The following is an 11,798-nucleotide window of genomic DNA, read 5'->3' as shown; positions in this document are numbered from 1 at the left end:
TTATTGGAATATCAATCCAGTGAATCTCTTTAATGGAAGAAGTTGAAAGCTCTATTACCGCTCGACAGCTTCTCTGATATTCTGTGAAATCAACTGCCAAGACTCCTGTGCTTTATCTTTTGGACCGAGATGTGTAAATGCATGGTGACAGTCTTTGAAAAGGACATCCTGGACGCTCACACCTGCAGCCTTTAATTTCTCAGCGTAAACCTCGGCTTCCGGTCTGAAAGCGTCATGTTCGGCAATGAGGATGAGGGCAGGAGCCAAATGGTCGTCTACATCGGCAAAGACAGGGGAGGCGAGGGGATTCCTGGCCATTTCCTCTTCAGGCACATAGCATATGTTCAAAAAGTGTGCAGCCTGCGGGAATTTCGCGCGCAACTTATTTGGTTCGGGCTTTTCTGAATATGGTGTGACGAAATCGAGCATCGGATAGGATAGAACTTGGAGAAGCGGCTGCTTTTCCGATTTCTCCTCAAGTAGGAGGCAGAATGCAGCTGCAAAGTTGCCGCCTGAACTTTGGCCGCCCACCATCACTTTTTTAGGATCGATGGCGAGCTCCTCCGCATGCCCCTCCATCCATTGAAACACGTCATAGCTCTGTTCGATCGCTTTCGGGAATGGATACTCCGGCGCCTTCACATAATCGATGTTGAGGACGACGCAGCCCGTCTCATTGGCGAGGTAACGGCAATACGGGTCATCCATATTCTTATCATTCATTATGAAGGCACCACCGTGGAAATTGATGTATACGGGGTGCTTTTTTTGTTCTGCCTCCAATGGATAATACAGCGTTATTGCGGTAGGGCCGATGGATGTTTCCACCATGATATCCTTCTTGCTTTCTACAGGCTGCTGATCAATCATTGGATTTTTTTCTGCTTTATTTGGAAGGAGTCGCAGTAATTTGGCAAAGATGGTTTTGAGCATGACTGACCTCGCTTTTCTAGCATTATTTGACGTTGATTTTCCGTCCTTTCCAGTTCACCGAACGCAGTACATGGACCCGGAAGATGGAGTATACGAATATACCGGCAAAAAAGGTGAACAGAAATGGGTGGAACAGGAAAAGAATCCTGTTGAAGTTGCCGCATCTTCGGGCGAATATCATCGTTTGCAGGGCATAGAGGAGATACACCACTCCGGTGAGTGCAATCAGCACGGCATCCAGTGCGATGAGTGAAGAAACCAATGCCCCGGTACTTATGAAGCTGCCGGAAATCCAGATGATGGTCATCAGCATGACGGCAGGGTGGGTCGCTTGTGAACCGAGCGCAAAACTTTTGCACCAGCCCTCGACAAGGCTTCTGAACCCTTCCGGATACATGCGGAAGGATATGACGTCTTTGCCGCCTATACAATGGACGGGGAGGTCTTGGTCAAGATATGCCTGTCCCAATGCCAAGTCGTCCATGATGGCTTCCTGTATCCCCTTATGCCCGCCTGTCGAAAGGTAGTCCTCCCTGTCAGACAGGATGCAGGGGCCGAACGACCCTGCAGGTCTGAAGCGCTTCCCCCAGACGGTGAATACATTCATCCCTACAACAACAATCACGTTGAAGATAGCTGAAAGGTTCTCGTACATGTCTTCGATGCGGTGAAAAGGCTGCAGGGATAATATGCCCCGGGCCCCTTTCCGTCGATAAAGCGCCAACAGATCCTGAAGGCTGTCGGGGGTGCTGAAGCGTGTATCGGCATCGAGGAAAAGGAGCCATTTCCCTTTCGAATGTTGGACACCGTGCCAGCAGGCTGACGATTTTCCCGCACCGGCCTCCTTGGATTCATTACGCAGTACTGTGGCATCAAAAGCCGATGCGACAGAAACGGTCTCATCCGTGGAGTCATCGTCGATGACCAGGACTTCAAATGATCTGAAATTCTGCTCCTGCAGGGATCTGAGCAGGGCGGAAATCCTTTCTGCTTCATTCCTGGCCGGAATGATGATGGATACGAAAGGGTATTCGGCACCCTCCCCCCGGCCTGACGGGCGGGGGAGGGACCAGAACATGAGTGTCCCGACAACAATCGCCAGAAGCCCCAGTATAAGATTGACCATCATAAGCGTCGTCCCCTTTCATATCATTCAGCGGATGGGCTGCCTTTGTCGTCCTGGATGAGTTCCCGGGCAGCGATTTGGGCGGACAGCAGTACAATCGGGACGCCTGCCCCCGGATGTGTGCTGCTGCCTGTGAAATACAAGTTGGAACAGCTCGGCGATTTGCTCTGCGGCCGCTTGTGGATGCTTTGGGAAAGGGTGGGCTGCAGCCCGAAAGCAGCACCGTTATATGCATTGAACCTCGACTCGAAATCGAGTGGTGTGAAGTGTGTCTCTGCAACGATCTCCTGCTCGACATTTTCAAACCCGCGTATCTGCTTCAAGGTATCCAAAATGTATGTACGGTAGTATTCGATCGTCTCATCGTTCCACTCATAGTCCGCCATACCGAGGTCGGACACCGGCATCAGGATATATAGTCCATCCTTTCCTTCCGGTGCGAGTGTGGGATCGAGCTTCGAAGCGATATAGACGTAGAAGGAGGCATGCTCCAATTTTTTGCCTTTAAAGATGTCCTGCATGTTCTTCTCGAGTGACTCATTGAAGATGAAATTATGGATGTGCTCGACGTCTTCATATTTCCGGTCCATGCCCAGGTAGAGGAGGAAGGCGGAACAGGAATACTTCATGCCGTCAATCTTCCGGTCGGTGAATTTCCCTTTGGCGCGGGGGCTTTTCACTAGGTTTTTCATCGCATACGGGAAATCGGCGTTGCAGACCACATAGTCGGCATCAATCTTCCTGTCATCCACCTTGATGCCGGTCGCCTGTCCGGCATCGATGGAGATTTCCTGCACTGCGCTTCCATAGAAGATTTCCCCGCCAAGTTCCTCAAACAACCGTTCCATGGCCGTTGCCATCGTATACATGCCGCCTTTGATGAACCATATCCCGTACAGGAACTGGATCATCGGAATCATCGAATAGAAGGACGGGCCGGTGAAGGGGGAGACGCCTATGTACAATGTCTGGAACCCCATGATCTGCTTCAGGCGTTCGCTGTTTATATACCTTCCGATGAAGTTGTCCGCTGTACCCACCAGTTTCACTTTCGGCGCCTTCCTCAACATCGAAAGGTTATAGAAGTCGCTTCTTTTGTGGAAAGGCCGTCCGAGGATATTATCCTGGGCGAAGATATATCCTTTATAGATATCATGCATATAGTTGAGGAAGCCTTCCGTATCCCCCGGGCTGATGGACTCGATCATTCTGGTCAACTCGGTCAGGTCGGAGGAGATGTCGATGGGTGCATCCGGAGCGTCGCTGAAGTATACCCGGTACATGGGGTCCAACTTCTCCATTGGAATGTAGTCGTTGGGGTCTCGTCCGCAAAGCTCGAATATTTCACGGTACAGTTCCGGCATCATGACGATGCTCGGCCCAAGGTCGAACTGGTACCCATCCTTTTCGATCCGGTTCATTTTTCCACCCGGAGTAGCATCCTTCTCATGGATCTCCACCTGATAGCCGGCGTGCTGCAGCCTGATGGCACTTGCCAGTCCTGCCACACCTGCACCAATGACGATCACTTTCTTTGTCATGCATACACCTCTTTCTGAAATGAAGGACCCGGAAGGTTCTAAAACTCTCCCGAGTCACGACAGCATTCTTCTGATTCTTCCGCGGTTGTATCTTTGTGTGATGATGAGGGGCAGGTTGAAGGCGACCGCATATACGATCATCAGCCAGCCCACGAGCGGTGGGTTCCACAGGAAGAACAGCGGAGCGGGCACAATCGACAGCCAATGTGTCAGCTCAGCCCGTTTCGTCTCCATGGCAAATGTTTCGAGGTCTTCCCTGCCCGTGCCATGCAGTGATTTCTTTTGATATCCCCTTTTGAACAGGGTGGCCCCATCGATCAGTCTGCCTTTCCATGCCTTCACCCGGAACAGCTGCTGCCATATCTCGCCTGATTTCTCCCACCGATAGATGCGGGACCAGAAGGCGTTGTTCTGGAATACTGCGGCCGGGAGCTTCAGGCAGAGGACAGATATGGCCATATGGAAGAAGAACCAGACGGCGATGTCGATGACGATGGTCCAGAATAGGGATAATGAAATCACTTGCATGGCCGAACCTCCTAAGCATCTTCATTTTCGCAGGCGTCATTTGCGGCAGTGTCCTTAATCACGCACAAGCTTCAGAAGGAGAAATCACTCATCAATCGAATCCCTCTGGACAATCTGGTCGCTGACATGTTGGCCGCTCAATGTCACCATCGGCATGCCGCCTCCGGGATTCACTGTGCCCCCGACGAAGTAGAGGTTGTCATAGTGTTCGCTCTGCTTTGGATGCTTGAACCCCTTATTCTTCTTGCGGTCGGACAGGGTGCCGTATATTGCGCCCCGGTCGGAGCCGTACACCCGCTGGATGTCCTCCGGCGTCCACACATCTCTTGTCACGATGTTCTCACGCAGATCCGTGAGGCCCATGCGTTCAAGCTTGATCAGCGTCTGTTCTGCAAAACGCTCATAGTCTTCAGCCGTGAATGGTTTGTCCTGGATATATGGAATGTGGGGGAGCACCTTCAGGTTCTCATGTCCCGGCGGTGCTTGGTCCGGGTCCGTCTTGTTGACGTTCACGAGATAGATGACCGGATCATCCGGCAGTTCATGCTTATGGAATATTTTATCCATCTGCTTCTTCATATCTTCTGCGAAGAAGAAGTTGTGGTGGGCAAGCTGGGGGTAGATCTTCTTGACTCCCAGATGCATGACCAGGCCGGAACTCGCAGGCTCGAATTTCTTTTTGATTTTTCTGACATAATCTTCTTTTCCGCCAATCAGCTGTTCGTAGGTTGGAATGACTTCCATATTGGAGACGTAATAGTCTGCATCGAGTTGTGTGCCGTCATCCAATACGGCACCGGTGATTCTGCCTTCTGAATTTCGGAGTTCAGAAATATGCTGTCCGGTATGGATCGTCACGCCGGTCTCCTCGGCAAGTTGTACAAGCCCTTTGGCCAGGTTGTCCATCCCGCCCGGTACATACCATACGCCCTGATCATGCTGCATATATATCATCATGTTCAATACAGCCGGTGCATCGTAGGGGGAGGAGCCGACATATTTGATGAAGTAGGAAAGCATGTCGCTCAACTGCTTATTGCTGATCCGCTTGTCGATCGCCTGGCGTACCGTCGAAAACAGGTCAAAGCCCTTCAAGGTGCTGAATACCCCTTGATACTTCAAAATGTCCTTCTTATCATCGACCCCTTTGAAGTAGCTCTGCTCGGTCGTATCATACAGCTTCTTGGAGTAGGCGAGCAGTTTTTCATACTGCTTGATGTCCTTTTTATCCAATGACGGATTCTTTTCCAGCATGTCATTCATATCTTCATACAGATCGATGACATTGCCATCCGGGAAGAAGGAGCGCCACTGATGATTCAGTTTGACCGTCGGCACATAATCCGCCATCTTCTTTCCGCTTGCGGTAAAGAGTTTTTCAAATACTTTCGGCATCGTCAAAATGGAAGGGCCGAGGTCAAAGCCGAAGCCATCCTGCTCCAGGCGGTTCAATTTCCCGCCCAGGTGTGCATTCTTCTCATATAACGATACATCATACCCCTTTTGTGCCAGGGAAATGGCGGCTGATAACCCTCCGAGCCCGCCTCCGATGATCAATACGCTTTTTTGTGGCATTCAAGACATCTCCTTAAAATAGAAAATAACTGCTGCTTATTTATATATGGACTTTAAAAATTTGGAAATTTAGTGATACTGGTATCATACCAAATAAATACAGGCATTAATATTTAGAGGTATGCGCCATGGGCGCATTGTGGAAGAAAAGGCATCTCTGTACTTCCGTCAATTGATGGCGATGGAGAGCTTGTAGTTCACATGGGATTCCAGTTGGATGAGGAATTCATCCAGTACTCTGTTTGAAGGGAAGCGGCATTCGAGGAGATAGCACCCATCCCCACTGATCTTATGGTTTCGGACGATGTACTGTTCGTTGGCCGCCACCAGGTTCAGATAGGGCGTGTGATAAGAGCTGCTTGTGAATATGGTGATGAAGGCATGAACCGGGTAGCCCATCTTTTCCGGGTTCACTTTGATGGTGAACCCTTCGATGACTCCCGCATCTTCCAGCTTCTCCACCCGGGCCGAAGCCGCAGGACCGCTCAAATGCACCTTTTCACCAAGTTCCTTCATCGTGATGCGGCTATTTGTCCGAAGGACATCCAGAATGAGCGAATCTGTATCGTCAAGCATAGGCGTCTGCTCCTTTCATTTTTAAAGTGAAATGACATAAAAACTTTCATGAGTCCATTTATTTCAGAAGTGGTATCAGTATACACTGGAGGTAAATCAAACTAAAGGAGTTGCTGTTATGAACATTCAACATATACGTAATGCCACACTCGTTATGGACTATGCAGGGAAGAGGTTCCTGGTCGATCCGTTTCTGGCGGAGAAGGGGACACTGCCGCCATTCCCGAACTCTGCGCGGCAGGATCAGAACAATCCGCTCGTCAGCCTGCCGACATCCATAGAAGAAGTAATCAGCGGTGTGGGTGCCGTCATCGTCACCCATACACATCTCGACCACTGGGATGACGCTGCAAAGGATGCATTGCCGAAGGACATCAAGCTTTTCACCCAGAATGAAGCGGATAAGGAAGAGGTCGGGAATGCCGGTTTTACGAATATAGAAGTACTCGCGGAAGATACAGTGTTTGAGGGCATCCAACTGATCAAGACAAAAGGCGAGCATGGCAGGGGAGAGATATTGGAGATTGCCGGATCCGTATGCGGTGTCGTCTTCAAGCATCAAGAGGAGAAGACGCTATATGTAGCCGGGGATACCGTATGGTACGAAGAAGTGGAGAAGACACTAAACACCCACAAACCCGAAGTCATCGTAGTGAACGCCGGAGACAACCAGTTCCTCGAGGGCGGTTCCCTTGTCATGGACGCGGAGGATGTACTCAAAGTCCACCAGACTGCACCCGATGCCAGGATCATCTCCGTTCACATGGAAGCAGTGAACCATTGGGGGCTATCCAGACAGGAGCTGAAGGACTATGCAGAAGAAAAAGGAATGAGCGATAACCTGCTCGTGCCGGACGCCGGCGAAGAGTATTGGTTTTAAAAGGTTAAGATTCGTTACCGAGCAGGATGAAAGTAATATAGGCAATCAAACATTATGGCATGGCATACCAACTCCCCAATCCATTTAAATGGATTGGGGGGGGGGTTATTAGTGTTCTTCACATAAAGATAGAGCAGTATAAAGAGGTTTGCGAGAAAATAAATCATTCTATGTCTTCCAACCCAATCTATTAGAAGGATTTAATGAGAAGGAAATTAAAACCTACTCAACATATAGGGTAATCTATGGTGTTTGTGGAGCATTGGCAGAAAACTATGGTACAAATTCTTTTATAATCAATTAATAATCTGAAAAATACGATATTTGAATAGGTTTAATCTCAAAGGTGGGGTAATCTCCTCTTTAAAGGAAGAACCTATAAAGATTGAAGCATAACAGATTTTTAGTATCCAATCACTTCTCTTTCGACTGTCTGTATAATCTCTGATGGGATACTTTTAATATATTTGAAATATGAAACATTCAAGCGGGGGTTAAAAAATCCAATCCTCTCGACCTGCTTAAACCTTTCCCTGTTGGATGACCTCAATCCCATCAAATAATAGACCAGCACCTGCAGGGTATGCTTGTTGGTGATCTTATTTTTGCTGACTTTCATATCCCATAATCCATCTGCAGTTAATATATCCCCATCACCATTACGTATTTTATGTGTGTACGCACCTTCAAAAGTCATGCCTGAGTCGATGACAGGTCCATTGTCATTAAAAAACTTAACTGAGCGATTGACCATCGTCTTGATATTTTCAATCGTATTTTGATCAATCATAAAATCCTCGACCGGCCTGTAAAAATCCCTGCCCATCCTATAGATGACATCATAACCGCTCAACCGGCACGCATTGATGATGGAGTTATCATCCAATCCTTGAATATTTTCCAGGTATAAAATAGAAGGGTTATGCAAACCTACATTGTAGGCTCCTTGCAGGGAAACCTTGAAAACCTCTTCTTTCTTTTCACCTAGCATGAACTCACTCAAGTATTGAGTTGCCATACCAATGATACTCGGGTGCAGAGTCTCCCCATCATTCAATACAATGTCGTCACCAAATTGTGCCATTTCAAATTCACTGACTTTTAGAAAGCCACCGTACGGTTGTTTGAATTTCCTCGTCACATATGTCACTGTAGTCATTGAATACTCTCCCTTATTAATATATAACAACATATTAAAATGGTATCTTAAAAGCGCAGGACCATAGGGATCCTGCGCTCATTTCATTTAAAGTATTAAACGGTAGGGCTGTTCTAGATAATCTGCTACAAGTTGCATGAATTCTGCAGCTGGTGCGCCGTCGATCAGTTGGTGGTCATAAGTCATGCTTAGTGGAAGCATCTGTTTTTCTACTACATTTTTATCTTCATCAAATGCCAGTTCACTTTGCATCGCACCGACACCGAGTATAGCGACTTCAGGTGTATTGATGATCGGGGTGAAGTATTCGATTCCTGATCCACCAAGGTTGGTTATAGAGAAGGTGGATCCTGAATATAAATCACCTTCCAGTGTACCCTGACGTGCTTTTGTCGCAACTTCTTTAATCGATTCACCAAGTTTCGACACTGTCATATAATCTGCATTCCTGATCACCGGGACAACGAGTCCGTCACCGATATCTGTAGCCATACCGATATGGACTTCTTCATTGATGATGTGTTCACTGTTGTAATACCATGCATTGATTTCTGGCATTTCCTTCAATGCCAGAACCACTGCGCGTGTAAGCAGGGTATTAATGCTGAAGGCACTTTTGTCGACTGTGCCATTTGTACGTTCTTTCATCTCGCTTCTGAATGCGATTAATTTGGTGATGTCTACTTTGCGTTGGTTTGTCACACTTGCAGTGGATTGGGCGCTGCGCATCATGCGTTCTGCGATAGTCTTCCGCATACCTTGGAGTCCAGCACCGTATTCGGTGTCCAATGCCTGCGGTGCTTCAGTTTTGGCTGCCGATTTCTCTTCTGATTTGAATCGTTCAATATCAAGTTTTGTAATCCTACCATTTCCACCGGTTCCATTGACTTCCTGTATATCAATGCCACGCTCATCAGCCATTTTCCTGGCAAGCGGGGTAATGAAGATTCTGTCACCGCCGGGCTCTGCTTTAGTGTTGGTGACCTGTGAGGCCGGTTTGCCGGTCGGCAGTGGATCATCTTTCTTTTGGGCACTGGCCGGGAGGGTTTCAGCACTTTCTTCAGAGGCGGGGGTACTGTCACCACCGACATCTTCCCCGGGTTCACCAATATATGCCATAGGTGCCTTGCAGGCAACAGTGTCACCTTCTTTTGCGACCAGTTTGATGATCGTCCCATCCGCATTCGCTTCAACTTCACTGGTCAATTTCTCGGAACTGATTTCTGCAACGATGTCTCCGACGGATACTTCATCGCCTTCTTTCACCATCAAATTTTCTATCGTACCTTCGGTCATTGTGAGTCCGAGTTTCGGCATTACTAATTCTGTGGCCATTCATGATCACCTCCTACGATTTTAAATCGCTGATGATTTCATCAGCTTCTTTCAATACTTTTTCAGCATCAGGAATATAAAGCTGCTCCAAATTGACAGCGAATGGTACCGGCACATCCGGCGCGGTCACACATTTGATGGGTCCGTCTAAGTAATCGAATGCTTTATCGGAAACAACCGATGCGATATCTGTTGCGGTGTTGTTATGCGGGTTCGCTTCGTCGATGATGATCAGACGGTTCGTCTTCTTGACTGATTCAATGACGGTCCCCTGATCCCATGGGGCGACAGTCCTGAGGTCGATTACCTCTACATCCACATTGTCTTGCTCCAGTGTTTCCGCCACTTCGAGACCGACGAACAGCATTTTACCGATGGTGACGATGGTGAGGTCGCTGCCTTCACGTTTTACATCCGCTTTTCCTATCGGAATCGTGTAGTAGTCATCCGGGACTTCTCCTTTAGTCCCATATAGGGTTTTATCTTCGGAAAAAATGACTACATTGTTGTCCTCGATGGAGGAGAGTAGCAATCCTTTCGCATCATAAGGGGTGGCAGGTACAACAACTTTGACACCTGGTATGGAACCGAAGATTCCGTAGTAGGAGCCTGAGTGCTGTGCTGCGGCACTCGCACCGGCACCGTGCATCGTCCGAACCGTCATAGGTATACTGGCCTTCCCGCCGAACATGTACCGCATCTTTGATGCCTGGCCGAGAATCGAGTCGAAGGCGAATCCAATGAAGTCATTGAACATCAGTTCAGGTACAGGTCGAAGTCCGGTCGCGGCCATGCCAACAGCACCCGACATATAACCCATTTCGGACAACGGAGTATCGATGACACGGTCTCTGCCATACTTCGGCATCAATCCTTTAGTCACACCCATCGTACCGCCCCAAGCGTCTTCGTTAGCTTCTTCAAGATGTTGTACATCCGCGCCCCCTGCGATATCCTCACCCAGTAAGACGACATCTTCATCATTTTCCATAGCCATGTCTAAAGCTTCTTTGATTGCATTCATGAATAATTTTTCACTTGCCATATTATCGCTCCTTTTTATGGTTGTAATGGTTAGTCGGCAAAGACATCAGTATATAATGACTCGGGGGATGGCTCCGGGCTATCCTGTGCAAACTTGACCGCTTCTTTCAAGTCGTTTTGCGACTGTTCACGTACTTCATCTAGTTCTTCCTCAGTCATCAATTCATTCTCTATGACATAATTTCTGAAGACATCAATCGGATCGATATCCGCCCATTCTTTTTCATCGCCTTCTTTAGCTTTATAAGCTTGTTCATCACCTTCAAAATGTCCGTATCTCCTATAAGTGACACATTCGATTAGAGTAGGACCTTCGCCACTGCGTGCACGGACGATGGCTTCCTGTGAAGCATCCATGACAGCAACGATATCCTTACCGTTCACCCGCATGCCCGGCATGTTATATGCTGAGGCTCTTTCGGCAATTGTATCCGTAGCTGAGGCATACCAGTGCGGGGTTGATTCAGCAAAGAGGTTGTTTTCATTGACGAAGATGAGCGGCAGTTTCCAGATGGATGCCATATTCATGACTTCGTGGAAGACCCCCTCATTGGCAGCACCATCACCGAAGAAGCATACTGCGACCGCATCTGTGCCTTTGTATTTGTTCCGCATCGCAGCACCCATGGCAATCCCGAATCCGCCGCCGACCATGCCGTTCGCACCGAGTATACCTTTGTCGACGTCGGCGATATGCATGGATCCGCCTTTACCTTTACCAAGACCGGTCTCCTTACCGAAAATCTCGGCCATCATCCCATTCAAGTCACCGCCTTTTGCCACACAGTGCCCATGTCCGCGGTGGGTGCTCGTGATATAGTCCTCATCAGTCAAGTTGGCACATACCCCTGAAGCAATCGCTTCTTCTCCGGCATATAAGTGTACGAAGCCGGGAATTTCACCTTGGTTGAATAAGCGGCGTGCGTTTTCTTCAAAATTACGGATATCTTCCATTGTTTTATACATATCTTTGGCTTTCTCGGCGGATAGTTCTTTAGCGGCAGTACCTACAGAAGTCCTTATTTCCAGATCTACGTGGCTTTTCTCATCGGATTTGCTTTGAAACATCGACTTTGGCATACCTTGTAAATTTTCAGCCAT

The 11,798-nt window shown here is 48.3% G+C and carries 11 protein-coding genes; 1 reads left to right on the top strand and 10 read right to left on the bottom strand.

Features of this window, described 5'->3' with window-relative positions; all coding sequences use genetic code 11:
* Positions 1–54 precede the first annotated feature (54 nt).
* The 6 genes from EDC33_RS10255 to EDC33_RS10230 form a co-directional block, all read right to left on the bottom strand.
* A complete protein-coding gene (locus EDC33_RS10255) occupies positions 55–870 on the bottom strand; it encodes an alpha/beta hydrolase (RefSeq protein WP_229716732.1) in 816 nt (271 codons plus the stop codon).
* 85 nt (positions 871–955) lie between these two features.
* Entirely contained in the window at positions 956–2,062 is a 1,107-nt protein-coding gene (locus EDC33_RS10250) for a glycosyltransferase family 2 protein (RefSeq protein ID WP_124011102.1), read from the bottom strand.
* 20 nt (positions 2,063–2,082) lie between these two features.
* Entirely contained in the window at positions 2,083–3,600 is a 1,518-nt protein-coding gene (locus EDC33_RS10245) for a phytoene desaturase family protein (RefSeq protein WP_124011101.1), read from the bottom strand.
* Positions 3,601–3,654: 54 nt separating this feature from the next.
* On the bottom strand, positions 3,655–4,128 hold the full coding sequence (locus EDC33_RS10240; protein ID WP_124011100.1) for a glycosyl-4,4'-diaponeurosporenoate acyltransferase CrtO family protein: 474 nt from the start codon (positions 4,126–4,128) through the stop codon (positions 3,655–3,657).
* 84 nt (positions 4,129–4,212) lie between these two features.
* Entirely contained in the window at positions 4,213–5,703 is a 1,491-nt protein-coding gene (locus EDC33_RS10235) for a phytoene desaturase family protein (protein ID WP_124011099.1), read from the bottom strand.
* A gap of 168 nt (positions 5,704–5,871) precedes the next feature.
* The gene (locus tag EDC33_RS10230) at positions 5,872–6,279 is read right to left on the bottom strand and encodes an Lrp/AsnC family transcriptional regulator (protein ID WP_124011098.1); all 408 of its coding nucleotides are present in this window, start codon (positions 6,277–6,279) and stop codon (positions 5,872–5,874) included.
* Positions 6,280–6,397: 118 nt separating this feature from the next.
* Here EDC33_RS10230 and EDC33_RS10225 point away from each other — a divergent pair, with 118 nt between their 5' ends.
* Positions 6,398–7,159, top strand: coding sequence for an MBL fold metallo-hydrolase (locus EDC33_RS10225; RefSeq protein ID WP_124011097.1), 762 nt, complete (start codon positions 6,398–6,400; stop codon positions 7,157–7,159).
* 403 nt (positions 7,160–7,562) lie between these two features.
* Here EDC33_RS10225 and EDC33_RS10220 read toward each other — a convergent pair whose 3' ends face one another.
* From EDC33_RS10220 to EDC33_RS10205, 4 genes are all read right to left on the bottom strand, one after another.
* Positions 7,563–8,318 (bottom strand): hypothetical protein, encoded by a 756-nt coding sequence (locus tag EDC33_RS10220; protein WP_124011096.1) that lies wholly within the window; start codon positions 8,316–8,318, stop codon positions 7,563–7,565.
* Between the two features lie 87 nt (positions 8,319–8,405).
* Positions 8,406–9,653, bottom strand: coding sequence for a dihydrolipoamide acetyltransferase family protein (locus tag EDC33_RS10215; RefSeq protein ID WP_124011095.1), 1,248 nt, complete (start codon positions 9,651–9,653; stop codon positions 8,406–8,408).
* Between the two features lie 13 nt (positions 9,654–9,666).
* Positions 9,667–10,698 (bottom strand): alpha-ketoacid dehydrogenase subunit beta, encoded by a 1,032-nt coding sequence (locus EDC33_RS10210; RefSeq protein WP_124011094.1) that lies wholly within the window; start codon positions 10,696–10,698, stop codon positions 9,667–9,669.
* 29 nt (positions 10,699–10,727) lie between these two features.
* Positions 10,728–11,663: a thiamine pyrophosphate-dependent dehydrogenase E1 component subunit alpha gene (locus EDC33_RS10205; protein ID WP_188358205.1), complete on the bottom strand. Its 936-nt coding sequence runs from the start codon at positions 11,661–11,663 to the stop codon at positions 10,728–10,730.
* Positions 11,664–11,798: the final 135 nt, after the last annotated feature.

The organism is Salinicoccus roseus (assembly GCF_003814515.1).
Classification (GTDB): domain Bacteria; phylum Bacillota; class Bacilli; order Staphylococcales; family Salinicoccaceae; genus Salinicoccus; species Salinicoccus roseus.
Note: the sequence above shows the minus strand (reverse complement) of the source record. Positions and strands in the feature narration are given on the sequence as shown.

Bases quoted from the DNA above. Each gene is read 5' to 3' on its own strand.
- EDC33_RS10255 (WP_229716732.1), bottom strand. From the start codon at position 870: ATGATTGATCAGCAGCCTGTAGAAAGCAAGAAGGATATCATGGTGGAA.
- EDC33_RS10250 (WP_124011102.1), bottom strand. From the start codon at position 2,062: ATGATGGTCAATCTTATACTGGGGCTTCTGGCGATTGTTGTCGGGACA.
- EDC33_RS10245 (WP_124011101.1), bottom strand. From the start codon at position 3,600: ATGACAAAGAAAGTGATCGTCATTGGTGCAGGTGTGGCAGGACTGGCA.
- EDC33_RS10240 (WP_124011100.1), bottom strand. From the start codon at position 4,128: ATGCAAGTGATTTCATTATCCCTATTCTGGACCATCGTCATCGACATC.
- EDC33_RS10235 (WP_124011099.1), bottom strand. From the start codon at position 5,703: ATGCCACAAAAAAGCGTATTGATCATCGGAGGCGGGCTCGGAGGGTTA.
- EDC33_RS10230 (WP_124011098.1), bottom strand. From the start codon at position 6,279: ATGCTTGACGATACAGATTCGCTCATTCTGGATGTCCTTCGGACAAAT.
- EDC33_RS10225 (WP_124011097.1), top strand. From the start codon at position 6,398: ATGAACATTCAACATATACGTAATGCCACACTCGTTATGGACTATGCA.
- EDC33_RS10220 (WP_124011096.1), bottom strand. From the start codon at position 8,318: ATGACTACAGTGACATATGTGACGAGGAAATTCAAACAACCGTACGGT.
- EDC33_RS10215 (WP_124011095.1), bottom strand. From the start codon at position 9,653: ATGGCCACAGAATTAGTAATGCCGAAACTCGGACTCACAATGACCGAA.
- EDC33_RS10210 (WP_124011094.1), bottom strand. From the start codon at position 10,698: ATGGCAAGTGAAAAATTATTCATGAATGCAATCAAAGAAGCTTTAGAC.
- EDC33_RS10205 (WP_188358205.1), bottom strand. From the start codon at position 11,663: ATGTATAAAACAATGGAAGATATCCGTAATTTTGAAGAAAACGCACGC.